Annotated in this window: 15 protein-coding genes and 1 tRNA gene; 9 read left to right on the forward strand and 7 right to left on the reverse strand. The window is 30.7% G+C overall.

The window, feature by feature from the left end; all coding sequences use genetic code 11:
* Window positions 1–36 precede the first annotated feature (36 nt).
* Window positions 37–822 carry an amidohydrolase gene (locus tag ACKTSW_RS14215; protein ID WP_408025912.1) on the reverse strand — a complete coding sequence of 262 codons (786 nt, stop codon included), beginning with the start codon at window positions 820–822 and terminating at the stop codon, window positions 37–39.
* A gap of 77 nt (window positions 823–899) precedes the next feature.
* On the opposite strand from ACKTSW_RS14215, the gene ACKTSW_RS14220 reads away from it, so the two are divergent.
* On the forward strand, window positions 900–3,656 hold the full coding sequence (locus ACKTSW_RS14220) for a PD-(D/E)XK nuclease family protein (protein WP_408025913.1): 2,757 nt from the start codon (window positions 900–902) through the stop codon (window positions 3,654–3,656).
* Here ACKTSW_RS14220 and ACKTSW_RS14225 read toward each other — a convergent pair.
* The 3 genes from ACKTSW_RS14225 to ACKTSW_RS14235 all read right to left on the reverse strand — a co-directional run bounded on the left by ACKTSW_RS14225 (window position 3,653) and on the right by ACKTSW_RS14235 (window position 4,764).
* Window positions 3,653–4,186 carry a GNAT family N-acetyltransferase gene (locus tag ACKTSW_RS14225; protein ID WP_408025914.1) on the reverse strand — a complete coding sequence of 178 codons (534 nt, stop codon included), beginning with the start codon at window positions 4,184–4,186 and terminating at the stop codon, window positions 3,653–3,655. The genes ACKTSW_RS14220 and ACKTSW_RS14225 overlap by 4 nt on opposite strands.
* A 17-nt stretch (window positions 4,187–4,203) precedes the next feature.
* Window positions 4,204–4,277 (reverse strand) — tRNA-Ala (locus ACKTSW_RS14230).
* Window positions 4,278–4,341: 64 nt separating this feature from the next.
* Window positions 4,342–4,764, reverse strand: coding sequence for a molybdenum cofactor biosynthesis protein MoaE (locus tag ACKTSW_RS14235; protein ID WP_408025915.1), 423 nt, complete (start codon window positions 4,762–4,764; stop codon window positions 4,342–4,344).
* Between the two features lie 112 nt (window positions 4,765–4,876).
* Between ACKTSW_RS14235 and ACKTSW_RS14240 the strand changes: the two genes are divergently transcribed.
* Window positions 4,877–6,064 carry a phosphoglycerate kinase gene (locus ACKTSW_RS14240; protein ID WP_408025916.1) on the forward strand — a complete coding sequence of 396 codons (1,188 nt, stop codon included), beginning with the start codon at window positions 4,877–4,879 and terminating at the stop codon, window positions 6,062–6,064.
* Between the two features lie 128 nt (window positions 6,065–6,192).
* Complete coding sequence (locus ACKTSW_RS14245; RefSeq protein WP_408025917.1) at window positions 6,193–7,233, forward strand: NADP(H)-dependent aldo-keto reductase; 1,041 nt, start codon at window positions 6,193–6,195, stop codon at window positions 7,231–7,233.
* A 74-nt stretch (window positions 7,234–7,307) separates the two neighbouring features.
* Here the strand turns inward: ACKTSW_RS14245 and ACKTSW_RS14250 are convergent, their stop codons facing one another.
* From ACKTSW_RS14250 to trpS, 3 genes are all read right to left on the reverse strand, one after another.
* The gene (locus tag ACKTSW_RS14250) at window positions 7,308–7,610 is read right to left on the reverse strand and encodes a DUF6370 family protein (RefSeq protein ID WP_408025918.1); all 303 of its coding nucleotides are present in this window, start codon (window positions 7,608–7,610) and stop codon (window positions 7,308–7,310) included.
* Between the two features lie 81 nt (window positions 7,611–7,691).
* A complete protein-coding gene (locus ACKTSW_RS14255) occupies window positions 7,692–7,946 on the reverse strand; it encodes a hypothetical protein (protein ID WP_115899774.1) in 255 nt (84 codons plus the stop codon).
* Between the two features lie 140 nt (window positions 7,947–8,086).
* Window positions 8,087–9,055, reverse strand: coding sequence for a tryptophan--tRNA ligase (gene trpS / locus ACKTSW_RS14260; protein ID WP_408025919.1), 969 nt, complete (start codon window positions 9,053–9,055; stop codon window positions 8,087–8,089).
* A 272-nt stretch (window positions 9,056–9,327) separates the two neighbouring features.
* Between trpS and ACKTSW_RS14265 the strand changes: the two genes are divergently transcribed.
* The 6 genes from ACKTSW_RS14265 to ACKTSW_RS14290 all read left to right on the forward strand — a co-directional run bounded on the left by ACKTSW_RS14265 (window position 9,328) and on the right by ACKTSW_RS14290 (window position 14,902).
* Window positions 9,328–10,041, forward strand: coding sequence for a lysophospholipid acyltransferase family protein (locus ACKTSW_RS14265; RefSeq protein WP_408025920.1), 714 nt, complete (start codon window positions 9,328–9,330; stop codon window positions 10,039–10,041).
* 585 nt (window positions 10,042–10,626) lie between these two features.
* Window positions 10,627–11,961, forward strand: a complete 1,335-nt coding sequence (locus ACKTSW_RS14270) for a sensor histidine kinase (protein ID WP_408025921.1) — start codon at window positions 10,627–10,629, stop codon at window positions 11,959–11,961.
* A gap of 11 nt (window positions 11,962–11,972) precedes the next feature.
* Window positions 11,973–12,680, forward strand: coding sequence for a LytR/AlgR family response regulator transcription factor (locus ACKTSW_RS14275; RefSeq protein ID WP_408025922.1), 708 nt, complete (start codon window positions 11,973–11,975; stop codon window positions 12,678–12,680).
* Between the two features lie 647 nt (window positions 12,681–13,327).
* Window positions 13,328–13,528 carry a histidine kinase gene (locus ACKTSW_RS14280; RefSeq protein ID WP_408025923.1) on the forward strand — a complete coding sequence of 67 codons (201 nt, stop codon included), beginning with the start codon at window positions 13,328–13,330 and terminating at the stop codon, window positions 13,526–13,528.
* A gap of 131 nt (window positions 13,529–13,659) precedes the next feature.
* The gene (locus ACKTSW_RS14285) at window positions 13,660–13,872 is read left to right on the forward strand and encodes a hypothetical protein (RefSeq protein WP_408025924.1); all 213 of its coding nucleotides are present in this window, start codon (window positions 13,660–13,662) and stop codon (window positions 13,870–13,872) included.
* Between the two features lie 316 nt (window positions 13,873–14,188).
* Window positions 14,189–14,902 (forward strand): lysophospholipid acyltransferase family protein, encoded by a 714-nt coding sequence (locus ACKTSW_RS14290; RefSeq protein WP_408025925.1) that lies wholly within the window; start codon window positions 14,189–14,191, stop codon window positions 14,900–14,902.
* Window positions 14,903–15,379 lie beyond the last annotated feature (477 nt).

Raw genomic sequence — 15,379 nt, forward strand, 5'->3', positions numbered from 1 at the left:
ATAAAAACAGCAACCTTTCTTTTGGTTGCTGTTTTTTTATTGAAGTATAAACTTGTCTCTATCATCCAAAAACCGAAATCGGTTACGAGTTTTTATTTGTATTTTTTTATCTAACTCAACAATTAGTATTTCCTCAGTTCCTTGGTTGTTTTTAGCTAAACAATTCCCTAAAGTATCGTAGCAAATTGTATTCCCAGTATATTCATAATTGTTAGCATCTGCCCCTACTCTATTCACACCAATGGTATAACTCATGTTTTCAATTGCGCGAGCTTTTAATAAGCTATCCCATGCTTCAATACGAGGCTTAGGCCAGCTAGCTACATATAACAATAAATCATAATTTTCAGTATTTCTAGCCCATACAGGAAAACGTAAATCATAACATATTAGTGGACAAATTTTCCATCCTTTATAGTCAACTATAATTCTTTCAGTTCCTGAAGAAAACACTTCATGCTCACCTGCCAATGTAAATGTGTGTTTTTTATCGTATGTGTAAATCCTTCCTGAAGGATGAACAAATAATAAGCGATTGTAAAAATTATTATTTTCATAGATAATGATACTCCCAGTAATTGCAACAGCTTTTTTTTGAGCTAAATTTTGTAACCATTGAATAGTTTCACCATCCATAGTTTCAGCAACAGTTGAAGCATTCATAGTAAATCCTGTAGTGAACATTTCAGGTAAAACAATTAAATCAATATCCTCAGTTAAATTGTTAATTTTCTCCTCAAATCGTTTTTTGTTTGCTGTTGGATTTTCCCAAACTAAATCTGCTTGAATCAAAGCTGCTTTTAAGTGATTCGTTGTGTTCATGGATATAGGCTGTTTGTACTCTCAAAAATAGGATAAAAATTGTACTTTCGATTCAAGCTAAAACCATTTTATAAAAAATGCAGTCTTTTATTTCAGAAACGTTAGATACTATTTTACAAAACACCAAATCGTTTGAAAATGTTGTGTTTATACTTCCCTCACAAAGGGCGGGAGTTTTTGTGAAAGAAACGTTTAAAAATAAAATTTCTGCAGGCTTCTTACCAGAAATTATAAATATTGGTGATTTCGTTGAAGAAATTTCAGAAATGAAAAAGATTGATGCAGTTCAGCTTCTTTTCCATTTTTATACCATTTACAAAGAGCAAGAAGAAAATCCAGATTCTTTTGATGTGTTTTCATCGTGGGCATTTACAGTGTTACAAGATTTTAATGAGATCGACCAACACTTGATTAACACACGAGAGATATTTGTGTATTTACGAGATATTCATCGCTTAAGAAAATGGTCGGTAAAGGGAGAGTTTAAAGAAACAGAACTAATGAAAGATCACTTTGCTTTCATGGAAAAGTTGAACAAATATTACGATGCCTTTTATGAGTTTTTGATTAAAAATAATATTGGATATCAAGGAGTTTTATACAGAGAGGCAACTAAAAAAATAACAGAGTTCATTGGTAAGAATCAGCACAAGAAATACTTTTTTATAGGGTTTAATGCGTTAAATACAGCAGAAGAATTACTATTTGAACAACTTTTATTGGATGGAAACGCAGAAGCTTATTGGGATATTGACAGAACATTTTATGAAAGTCAACATCAAGCAGGAAGCTTTTTAAGAAAGTACAAAACTCGCTGGAAATACTATCAGAAGCATCCAATTCAAACCATTAAAGAGTATTTTTCAGAAGAGAAACATATTGAAGTAATTGGAGCCTCTAAAAATATCACACAGATAAAATATGCAGGTGAAATTTTAGCCAAACTTCCTAATTATAATAATACAGCATTAGTGTTGGCAGATGAAACACTGTTGCCGATTACTTTAAATTCATTACCAGCAACCGTAAATGCGGTTAATATTACTATGGGCTACCCTTTAAAAGATGTGCCTACGACAAGTTTAGTATTTGCTATTTTCCATCTATTTATTAATCAAGAAAAGTTAGAAAAGAAGAAAAAAAATCTTTTTTATCATAAAGATGTAGTCAGGTTAGTAAAAGACGCAACAATTTATACACTACTGCAATTAAATGAAGAAAAGAATATTGCTGATGTAATTTCACAAGCTATAGCCAAAGAAAATAACACATTTGTAAGCCAAGAAGAAATTGTTACATTTTTATCTCCTGTTAGTGAAGAAATAAAGAAAACTATAAAGAATATTTTTAACCCGTTTTTATCAATTAGTGAGTTTTTAAACAGAATAATTAATCTGATTAATTTGCTAAAAGAAAATGCGAATGAGTTAGAAAAAGAATATTTATTTCGTTTTTATACCGCATTTACTCAGTTACAAAACTTACACAATGAATTTGGGTATGTACAAGACTTAAAAACCTTACATCAATTTTTTAGACAATTAATCCAGTCAGAAAGCTTATCCTTTCAAGGAGAACCGTTACAAGGATTACAGTTAATGGGAGTGTTAGAAACACGTGTGTTAGATTTTGAAAATGTAATCATAACCTCAGTAAATGAAGGAATTTTACCAGCCAATCAACAGCAAAACACTTTTATTCCTTTTGACGTAAAAATAGAGTTTGGGTTGCCAACCTACAGAGAAAAAGATGCACTATTTTCTTATCATTTTTTCAGATTATTACAACGAGCTAAAAACATTTACATTTTGTATAATACTGAACATGATGTTTTTGGAAGCGGGGAAAAAAGTCGTTTTGTAACACAGTTAGAAATGATGCGAGACGATATTACCGAAAAAATTGTTAGCCCTAAAGTAGTAACTTCACCTGTTCAATTAAAAGAAATTAAGAAAGATGAAAAAGTACTAGAACGCTTACAAGAATTAGCTCAAAAAGGAATTTCCCCGTCAGCATTGACCAATTATTTGTATAATCCGATTGCTTTTTACAAGCAGAAAATTTTAAAAATTAATGAGTTAGAAGATGTTGAGGAAACCGTTGCAGCAAACACTATGGGAACGGTAGTACACGATACTTTAGAAGAATTGTATAAACCTTTTGAAGGAAAATTTTTGCATGCAGAAGATGTTGAGAAAATGCAGAAAAGAACAAAAGAACTGGTGAGTTTTTATTTTTTAAAGCATTTTAAAAACGGAGATTTAACCACAGGAAAAAATCGATTGATTTTTGAAGTAGCTAATCGTTTTGTAGAGAATTTCTTGACAAAGGAAAAACAATTATTGAAAGATGAGAACAATCAACTAAAAATAATTGCTACCGAGCAAGAGTTGTCCTCAGAAATAAGAGTTGAGGGAATTGATTTCCCAATAAAAATAAAAGGAATCGTTGATCGAATTGATGAGCTAAATGGTGTAACAAGAGTTATTGACTATAAAACTGGAATGGTTGATAGCACGAATTTAAAAGTACTCGACTTTGAGGTGATACGAGATTTAAAGTATCATAAAGCTATTCAGGTGATGTTATATGCTTTTTTATATACACAACACACACAATTTAATTTTGAAAAGTCTCTTGAAGCAGGAATTATCTCGTTTAAAAACTTAAAAAGTGGGTTTTTACAAATGAATTTCTCATCCAATTACCGAAAACCTGATAAAGCAATCACACAAGAGAAATTAGAAGAATTTATGGCTGAAATAAAAAACTTGTTAACAGAATTGTACAATCCGACAATTAGTTTTGTTGAGCCAGCCGATTTGCCATACTAAATATCTAGGTAAATAATTTCCCAGTTATGATTATTACTCCTGTAGGTTTTTAGGGTTTTAAAACCAATTGCTTTGTGTGCATTCATTGAACGAGTATTTTCTTCATCTACTTCAGTAATAATAGAATCGTATATTCCAGAGAACTCTTCTTTCATTTTTGTATACAAACCCCTAAAAACACCCTTTCCCCTGTAGTGTTTGTCAATACAAATCTGTCCCATTAAAATATAGGGTTTTGTACCTTGTAAAGTAGTATCAATTTCATCAAACATAGGAATGAGAATAGGGATGTCATTTCTAAAAAAAATAGACATTGATAAAGCATATCCAACAACATTACCATTACTTTTTGCGATGATATGTGGGTGTACATCGTTCATTTTTTTCAATAACTCAAAATTATGACGAACCGTAACAAACCCCTGTTCTTTTTTATCTGCTTCCGATAATTTTTCAGGTAAATTTTGTTGTTGCAACTCTAATATTTGAAGCAATTCTGTTAGGTTGGTTGTGGTAGTGAACTCAAGCATAATTTAAAGATAAAAAGTGGAGCATATCGGAGTCGAACCGATGACCTTTTGACTGCCAGTCAAACGCTCTAGCCAACTGAGCTAATGCCCCATTGTAAAATTTCTCACACTCATTTTACTTTGTTAGAAATAACTTCATTCCAAATATAATATTTTTAAGGACGCGCATTTACCCAAACTTCACCACCTTCAAAAAATTCTTTTTTCCAAATAGGTACTGTTTCTTTTAAGGTATCTATAGCATATTGGCAAGCTTCAAAAGCAGCTTTTCTATGCGGAGAAGAAACCGTAATAATAACAGGTATATCACCAATGGTTAACAAGCCTTCAGCATGGTGAATGGCTATTTTTGTTACTCCAAATTTTTGTAAAGCGGCATCAGCAATTTTTTGCATTTCCTTAATTGCCATGGGCTTGTAAGTAGAAAAATCTAGTTGGGTTACTTCTTTGTTTTGCGTAACATTTCTTACAGTACCTACAAAAACAGCAATTCCACCACAAGAAGGATCAGCCACAAAATCGTAACATTCTTGTAAGTTGAGTTTTTCTGAAGTTATTTTTATATATGTTGTGTTCATATTGGTATGTAAGTTTAACAAAGATATAAATAAGATTGAAAGCTTAAAAAGAATAGAAACCAATCAGATTTAAATAATTATTTTTGTTTGCTGAAACAGAACACAACTTAAAATGAAAACATTGAACGATTTCAATTTTGAAAATAAAAAAGCATTAATCCGTGTGGATTTTAATGTGCCTTTAAATGGTGCTTTTGAAGTAACAGACGATACAAGAATTCAAGCAGCAAAACCAACGATTATAAAAATATTAGAAGATGGAGGTAGCTGTGTGTTAATGTCACATTTAGGGCGTCCGAAAGGTAAAGAAGATCAGTTTTCGTTACGCCATATTGTTAGTAAAGTAACAGAAGTGTTAGGTGTACAAGTGAAGTTTGTTGATGATTGTGTTGGTTCAGCTGTTGAAGAAGCTGTTGTAAACTTAAAAAACGGAGAAGTTTTACTATTAGAAAACTTACGTTTTTACTCAGAAGAAAAAGCAGGAGATGTTGCTTTTGCTGAACAATTATCTAAATGGGGTGATGTATATGTAAATGATGCTTTTGGTACAGCACATAGAGCACATGCATCTACAGCAATTATTGCACAATTTTTTCCAGAAAATAAATGTTTCGGGAACTTATTAGCAGCGGAGATTGAAAGCATTGATAAAGTATTAAACAATTCAAAAAAACCAGTAGCAGCTATTTTAGGAGGTGCAAAAGTGTCGTCTAAAATTGGAGTGATTGAAAATATTATCGAAAAAGTAGATCATATCATTGTTGGTGGAGGAATGACATTTACGTTTATCAAAGCTTTAGGAGGAAAAATTGGAAATTCACTAGTTGAAGAAGATAAATTAGAGCTAGCGTTAGAAATTTTAGCGAAAGCAAAAGAAAATAATACAGAAATTCATTTACCAGTAGATGTTGTTATTGCAGATGCTTTTTCAAATGATGCGAATACGCAAGTGGTAGATACTAATGAAATTCCTGATGGATGGATGGGATTAGATTGCGGACCTAAAACTGTTGAAAAATTTGCCGAAGTTATCGCAAAATCTAAAACTATTTTATGGAACGGACCTTTAGGTGTTTTTGAAATGGAAAAGTTTGCACAAGGAACTATTGGTTTAGGAAATGCAATTGCAGAAGCTACTAAGAATGGTGCATTCTCGTTAGTTGGAGGAGGAGATTCAGTTGCAGCGGTAAAACAATTTGGATTTGCTGATAAAGTGAGTTATGTTTCTACAGGTGGAGGAGCGATGCTAGAAATGCTAGAAGGGCGCACCTTACCAGGAATTGAAGCAATTTTAAAATAATTTGTCATTTCGAGCGGTAGCGAGAAATCTCATTAAGGGAGTAATTTTTCAAATTAAAGATTTCTCAATCGTGCCTCTTTCGAAATGACCAATGGTTTTTAGTAAACCTTTAATAGTTATACAACAATATGAAATACACAACACTACCCAATACCGATGTAAAAGTTTCAAAAATTTGTTTAGGAACGATGACATGGGGTAGACAGAATACAGAAGCAGAAGGTCATGAACAAATGGATTACGCCTTAGAACAAGGAGTGAACTTTTTTGATACTGCAGAATTGTATTCTGTACCAGCTACTCCAGAAACATATGGAGCAACTGAGAAAATCATAGGTTCTTGGTTCAAAAAAACAGGAAACAGAGATAAAGTAGTGTTGGCATCTAAAATAGCAGGAGGCGGCGATTATACCGCGCATATTAGAACAGGAGGGTTCAATAGAAAAAATATAACTGAAGCGATTGAAGGTAGCTTAAAACGACTACAAACAGATTATATTGACTTGTATCAGTTACACTGGCCAGATCGCGGGGTGAACTGTTTTGGAGTACGTGATTACCCTTATAAAACTTCTGCGAAAGAAGCTGAAAAGCACTTAGAAATTTTAGAAACCCTGAATGACTTTGTAAAACAAGGAAAAATAAAACATGTAGGTTTGTCTAACGAAACACCTTGGGGGACGATGAAATACCTGCAAACAGCAGAACAACATGATTTACCAAGAATGGTAACTATTCAAAACTCATACTCGTTAATTCATAGAGGATATGAAGTTGGAATGTCTGAGGTTTCTATGAGAGAAAACATAGGTTTGTTAGCTTATTCTCCTTTAGCACAAGGAGTGTTAACAGGAAAATATATTGATGGAAAAACTCCAGAAGGAGCAAGAGGAACCTTATTTCCAAGGTTTATAGCCAGATATAAAAATGAAGGTTCAGAAAAAGCAGTTTTAGAGTATCAAAAAATAGCAAATAAACATGGGTTAACGTTAACAGAATTATCATTGGCTTATATTAATCAATTACCGTTTGTAACGAGTAACATTATTGGAGCTACTAAAATGAGTCAGTTAAAAGAGAATATCAATTCAATTAATATAGAATTGTCAGAAGATATTTTAGAAGAAATAGAAGCGGTACACAAAGTAATTCCGAATCCAGCACCTTAAACTAGGTTGAGAGAGGTATAAAAATATCCGAAGTAACATTACTTCGGATATTTTATGTTCTATCCTTTTTTAAACTATTCAACTACTTTAAAAGAAGTAGCTTTAAATCGATCATCTTCAACTTTCCCAGTAACTTCAGCCTTTCTAACTACATTACAAAATCCGATTTTTTCATCATGAGCATCACCAAAATCGTCTATGTGAACACCATCAATAAAATAGGCTTGTCCATCTATTTTTACAGCTAAATCACATCCGTTTTGGCTATTTAAACCAAATTGACATTGTCCGCAAGAAGCTTCAACGATTTGAGTTTTCTCTTTTGGAGTGTTGCAAGCAGCAATTCCTATAAAAGCTATAATTAGTAATTTTTTCATACTGTGAATATAGGTAAATAACCTTAAAAAACCCAGAATAAATTTATTCTGGGTTTTTTAGGACGGAACAATATTTATAGACTAACTTTCTTCTTCACCAACAAGTTCCCCTTGTGTGGTCACAGAGCCAGTAGTTGCGTTTCCGTAAACAGGAGTTTCATTTCTTAGAATATCAATTACTCTTGCGAAATTATCTGCCGTCATATATGGAGTTTCCTGTCTTTTCCCCTGAAATGTCGTAAAGTAAAATTTACCTAAATCAATTTTAGGATCCCATAAAGCCTGATAGCCTTTCAATTTTGTCCACCCTGTCGTTCCTTGTGCATAATGTGGCATAATATGTTAGTTTGAGATTAATAGTAGTATAAAAATACCAAAAAACACAGTTAAAAAGGGGTATCTATTTCCCGTTTTTAATAGGGTTATACTCCTTGTTTTTTAAGGATAAAACAACTTGTTTATCAAAGGGGGTATATTTAATATCCTATTTTATCTCGAACTCTTTGTAGCACATCTTTTGCTATTACACGAGCTTTTTCTGCCCCTACAGCTAAAGCTTCATCAATTTCATGACGGTTTTCCATATAGTGGTTGTACTTTGCGCGTACATCAGCAAATTTGTCTACAATTAATTCATAAAGAGCTTGTTTTGCGTGTCCGTATCCATAACCTCCATTTTTATAATTAGCACGCATTTCAGCAATTTGCTCTTCTGAAGCTAGTAATTTATATAGTGCAAAAACATTATCCATATCTGGATCTTTTGGGTCATCTAAAGCTTTACTATCTGTTTGAATCCCCATAATTTGCTTGCGTAATTTCTTATCTGGTAAGAAAATGTTGATGAAATTATTTCGTGATTTGCTCATTTTTTCACCATCAGTCCCAGGAACTAATTTGGTATTTTCACTTACTTTTTCTTGAGGCGGAATTAAAGTTTCACCTACAATATTGTTAAACCTGTTAGCTACATCACGAGTCATTTCTAAATGCTGTAACTGATCTTTTCCAACAGGAACAATTTCAGCATCATACAATAAGATGTCCGCAGCCATTAACATTGGATAGGTAAATAAACCAGCGTTTACATCGGCCAAACGATCAGCTTTATCTTTAAATCCATGAGCTAAGGTTAAACGTTGGTAGGGAAAAAAGCAGCTCAAATACCAAGTTAACTCGGTAACTTCAGGAATATCGCTTTGGCGATAAAACACAGTTTTACTAATATCAATACCACAGGCAAGCCAAGTTGCAGCAACACTATAGGTGTTTTCTCGCAATTCGTTTCCATCTTTAATCTGAGTTAAAGAGTGCATATCGGCTATGAAAATAAATGATTCATTATTTGAGTCATTTGCCATTTCAATAGCAGGTAAAATTGCTCCTAATAAATTTCCTAAATGTGGGGTTCCTGTACTTTGTACGCCTGTTAAAATTCTTGACATAGGTCTGTTTTGTAATATTTGTATTTAAGTTATTACTTAAGCAGGCAAAAATAAGCTTAAAATTTATCAAACAAAAGAAATTACTACATTCGCACATACAGTTAAACTCTGCAACAGAGATTTGTGATGATAAAGTTTAGTTATTCTACAAAAGAAAGGGTTAAATAATATTGGGTTATTTAAAATTTAAAGATTTGAAATATATATATTTTCCTTTTAGACTTATTTGGCGCATTTGGTTTTATGTGCTCATCATTATTTCCATATTAATTATGGCGCCATTTATGTTGATACTTACCTCAGAAGAAAAATACTATCCTATTTTTTGGAAGGTAATGAGAGGGTGGTCATTTTTTTTAATCTATGGGATGGGCTTTAGATTAAAGGTAGAAAGAGAGCAAGAAATAGATCGAAATAAAAGCTATATGTTTTGTGCCAACCATGCATCATTGATAGATCCATGGGTGTTAATTTCTACAAGTAAAAATCCAATAGTTTTTGTAGGAAAAAAGGAGTTGGTAAAGCTACCAATTTTTGGTTTTTTTTACAAAAAAGTAGTTGTGATGGTTGATAGAAATGATGCAAAAAGCAGGAAAAATGTTTATGGGAGAGCCAAGAACAGACTTAAAAATGGAACGAGTGTAGCTATTTTCCCTGAAGGGTTTGTACCAACAGAAAATGTTGTTTTAGCACCTTTTAAAAATGGAGCATTTAGTTTAGCAATAGAACATCAAATACCTATTGTTCCTCAAGTGTATTATGATGGAAAGCGATTGTTCTCTTGGGATTTTTTTAAAGGTGCTCCAGGGGTGTTTAGGGTAAAACAATGTAGGTTTATTGAAACAGATAATTTGGTTATGGAAGACAAAAATAAGCTTAAAGAGAAAACACATAATGTAATATACAATGAATTAATAATTGACGAGTTGTATATGAAAGATACTGATAGACCAAATAATGAGCGAGAATTTAAATCACCATTATAAAGACAAAGAGAAAAATTGAATATACATATTTACACATGGTTTCGGATTGTTGCTAAGTATTATTGCTCTCCCTTTTTTAATACAAAAATCACTCGGTTTTTATAGTTTTTGGAAAGTAGCCAGTTTTATACTTACAAATTAAGTTTAATAATTCTTTATGTAGCATCTATATTTTATTATGCAGCAAAAGAACCTAAAATTTAGACAGAAGTTAAATGTTTTTGATGATGCAACCATATATGTGTTAATAGCAGCGGATATACTGCTTTTTGCTTAGTTGTTTTGTTGCCAAAACTAGGATGCTATATGTTTTTTTTGTTTGATTATTTTCAATATTAGGTGTTATCTTAAAACTTTTTTACAGGCAAATTTGATAAATTACCAACAGTTTTATATTTGTTAATTGAGTGGTAGGTACTTTTTGTTATAAAACCATGTAATGGAAAATTTATCAAGTAAAGGACTACAAACACTTTTTTTATTTTATTTAAAAATTAAAATATAATCATGAAACCTTTCATATTTTTGTGTTTCTTAGAAGTTTAAGTCATTTTCTAACAATTTTTTTTTTATATTTAGAAAACTATGCTTTCTGATATAAACTCTTTATTTTATTCTTGGATTAGAGGAGGAGTTTTACTTCTTTTATTATATCATTTTGTGTTTTATTTAAAGAACAAAGAAGAGGTTTATAAATACTATTCGATATATTTATTAGGAGTGTTCTTTTTTTTAATAAAGGGCGTTTTTGTAAATGATTTTATGAATCGTGTTTATGAATACTTAGTTTTTTCAATCCAATTTATAGCTTTTTCATTTTATATACATTTTGCTAGAAAACTTTTTAATACTAAAAAGGATTACCCAAAATGGAATAAGACTGCAAAAAAAGTGGGTAAAATTTTAATTTTAATAGCTTTTCTTTTAGCTGTAATTCAGTTTTTTTGGGGATACGAAGTACAAAAAAAAGTACTTCTTTATGGAGCACCTCTACTATCAGTTGTTTTTGTTGGTGGGCTAGCTTATGTAGAAGTAATAAAAACAAAAGAAGGTGTATATTCTTTATTGGGTTCAGTTCTATTAATAATTGGAGCTAATATTACAGCAATAAAAATTATAAAAGGAGAACGTTTCTTAATTGATATAGACGTTCATCATATGTTTTACTTTTTTATTGGAATATTAATTCAAACCATTATTTATGCCTTTTTATTGGCGGATGTTTTAAAGAAAATAGAAGTCGAAAAATCAAGAATTGAACTTAATTTATTTAAGAAGTCTTCCCAATTATATGAATTAAAAATGACAGCATTTAAGAATAAGATGAACCCTCATTTTTTATTCAACTCATTAAATTCAATTAATAATTTTATTCTTCAAAATAAAAAAGAAGAAGCTTCTGCTTATATAACAAAGTTTTCTTCTTTAATAAGAAAAGTATTACAAACCACAGAAAAAGTGTATATTTCGCTTGAAGAAGAGTTAAAAATAGCAGAATTATACATAAATATAGAGTTAGCAAGGCTAAGAAATAGTTTTACGTACGAAATAATTATTGATAAAGATATAGAGGTAGAGTTAGTAAAAGTAGTTCCTCTATATTTGCAGCCCTTCATAGAAAATGCTATTTGGCACGGACTTAGCTTACAAAAAGGAGATAAGAAGCTACAAATAAAAGTAAAAAAGAAAGACGGTTTTATTGTTACAAAAGTAATAGATAACGGTGTAGGTTTTACAGAGTCTTTAAACCAAAAAAAGAATCGTGGAATTCAACGAAAGTCTTTTGGAATTGATACAGTAAAGAATAGACTTGATTTAATTTACTCCCCCCGAAACGTTTCCATTAAAATTAATGGAGTTAATTATGAAGAAACTAATGGAACTGAGGTTACCATTGTTTTTCCTAATGAGAAAATTTAAAGTAACGGGGTATGTTAAAAGTTGTAATCATTGATGATGAAAAAGACGCATTAGAAGCGTTAGAATGGAAGTTGAAAAAATGTGTAAAAGAAGAGCTATTGGTAACAAAATGTAGTTCTCCAACCATAGCGGTAGATATTGTTAAAGAACTACAGCCAGATCTTGTTTTTCTTGATATTCAAATGCCAGAAATGGATGGTTTCTCTTTTATTGAAAAGTTTCCAAATAGAAGTTTTCAAGTAATTTTTACTACAGCGTATGGTGAATACGGAATTAAAGCTGTGAAAGTAAAAGCTCTTGATTATCTTATGAAGCCTATAGATATAGATGAACTTACATTAGCTCTAGTTAAAGTAAAAAATCAATTAAAACATAAAGTCTTTGAAGAAGCGAATACTAAAATTAATATTCAGGCAGACGGTAGAGTATATCTAGTACCTAAAGAAGATATATTATACTTAAAATCAGATAAAAGTTATACTACGATACATTTAACTAATGGTAAAAATATTATAGCTACAAAAACTTTGAAAGAAGTTCATAAGAAAATCATATACCCCGAATTTTTGAGAGTTCATAATTCATACGTTGTAAACCTTAATTATGTTGTAGAATATAATAAAGGAGTAAATGAGCTAACCCTTAATGAAGGGACAATAATAGCCGTTAGCCGAAGTAAAAAAAATGAATTAATAAATACATTGAATTTAGATAAGTAGTGCTATTAGATATGACACCTGCGTTTATTCTTGGATACGAGGAGGGCTTTTGAAGCTTTTTATTTACCATTTTTAACTATATACAGAATAGAGATGTTTTATATAAGTATTACAGTATATCTCTCTTTTGATTAACTGTTTATTTAGCAAGAGAGATTTTTTACATCTAATATTGTACAACACTACTATCAAAATATAAGTTTTTCAATACAATATGCAGCATACGCTGTATTTATTTTGAGACAAGCTTGGTAAATATAAAAGAAGATTTTCTTAGGCTAGATAGAATTATGCTGTTGTTGACAACAACTACTAAGTGTAGTGCTTTTATGGGTATAAATCTCAGAAAAAAGTGACAGCATGTTTGGTGCCTTTTTCTACTATTTGTGCATTTTTAATACTCTTTCTCTAAAAATAAAACAAGTTTTTTATTTAATATTGGGTTCAATTATATTTTTAGTTTTTGCAGATATTAGCTCCTTAAAAATGATTAAAAGCGAATATTTTTAGTTGACTTTAGAGTGAGTTTAAGGTTTTATTATTCCGTAGGAGTTTTTATTAAGAGTATCATTTTAGAGAAATTATATATAGAAGGAGAAGTAGAAGTAAGTTTACTAAAATAGAGTAATCAAAATATTGAATTAAAAATGACAGCTTCTCAAAACCAAATGAATCCACATTTTTTATTTAATTCTTTAAATTCTATCAACAATTATGTGGTTCAAAATAAAATAGATAAAGCCTCAAATTTTATTACAAAATTTTCTTTGTTAATAAGAAAAATACTGCAAGTAATGAGTGAAAACTCAATAACCTTAAAGGAAGAACTTGAGATTTTATCAACCTAAAAAAAACTTAAACAAATGAGACTTAAAAATAGTTTTATGTATACGTTAGAAATTGATGAAAAAATAAACCTATAAAAACTACAAGTTGTTCCTTTACTTTTACAACCTTGTTATAGAAAACGTTATTTGGCATGGAAGAATTACATCTTTCAATTCAACTTAAATTAGATAGTTTGCATGCAACTATTTTAGATAATGGCATTGGTTTAAACGCTGCTAAAAATAAAAAACCACTCGGTATTAGTATAGTCAAAGAACATTTAAAGCTTATGTATGGTAAGGAAGTTAAGAATATCTTAACGGTATTTCTAATGAAGAAAATACGGGAACTAAGGTTTTCATAGTTTTTTCCATCTATTTACACTTTAATAATACCAGTTGTTTAGAGTTTCTTACAGATTATTAATTTTTTCCTACCAATTGTTTAAAACACAAAATTTTTATAAAGTATTCCTGTAAATTTACTTCATGCTTCAAGGGAATTGTGTGTTTGGGGGAACTCACAATAATCAAGGAAAAGAGGTTGAGATTCTTATCTCAACCTCTTTTATTTCCAACAAGTAAAAGGATGTTTGCTTAGGTTTGAAATATATATATTTTCCTTTTAGACTTATTTGGCGCATTTGGTTTTATGTGCTCATCATTATTTCCATATTAATTATGGCGCCATTTATGTTGATACTTACCTCAGAAGAAAGATACTATCCTATTTTTTGGAAGGTAATGAGAGGGTGGTCATTTTTTTTAATCTATGGGATGGGCTTTAGATTAAAGGTAGAAAGAGAGCAAGAAATAGATCGAAATAAAAGCTATATGTTTTGTGCCAACCATGCATCATTGATAGATCCATGGGTGTTAATTGCTACAAGTAAAAATCCAATAGTTTTTGTAGGAAAAAAGGAGTTGGTAAAGCTACCAATTTTTGGTTTTTTTTACAAAAAAGTAGTTGTGATGGTTGATAGAAATGATGCAAAAAGCAGGAAAAATGTTTATGGGAGAGCCAAGAACAGACTTAAAAATGGAACGAGTGTAGCTATTTTCCCTGAAGGGTTTGTACCAACAGAAAATGTTGTTTTAGCACCTTTTAAAAATGGAGCATTTAGTTTAGCAATAGAACATCAAATACCTATTGTTCCTCAAGTGTATTATGATGGAAAGCGATTGTTCTCTTGGGATTTTTTTAAAGGTGCTCCAGGGGTGTTTAGGGTAAAACAATGTAGGTTTATTGAAACAGATAATTTGGTTATGGAAGACAAAAATAAGCTTAAAGAGAAAACACATAATGTAATATACAATGAATTAATAATTGACGAGTTGTACATGAAAGATACTAATCGACCTAACAATGAGCGAGAATTTAAATCACCATTATAAAGACAAAGAGAAAAATTGAATATACATATTTACACATGGTTTCGGATTGTTGCTAAGTATTATTGCTCTCCCTTTTTTAATACAAAAATCACTCGGTTTTTATAGTTTTTGGAAAGTAGCCAGTTTTATACTTACAAATTAAGTTTAATAATTCTTTATGTAGCATCTATATTTTATTATGCAGCAAAAGAACCTAAAATTTAGACAGAAGTTAAATGTTTTTGATGATGCAACCATATATGTGTTAATAGCAGCGGATATACTGCTTTTTGCTTAGTTGTTTTGTTGCCAAAACTAGGATGCTATATGTTTTTTTTGTTTGATTATTTTCAATATTAGGTGTTATCTTAAAACTTTTTTACAGGCAAATTTGATAAATTACCAACAGTTTTATATTTGTTAATTGAGTGGTAGGTACTTTTTGTTATAAAACCATGTAATGGAAAATTTATCAAGTAAAGGACTACAAACACTTTT

It is taken from the genome of Tenacibaculum sediminilitoris (assembly GCF_964513795.1).
In the GTDB taxonomy this organism is placed as follows: Bacteria; Bacteroidota; Bacteroidia; order Flavobacteriales; family Flavobacteriaceae; genus Polaribacter; species Polaribacter sediminilitoris.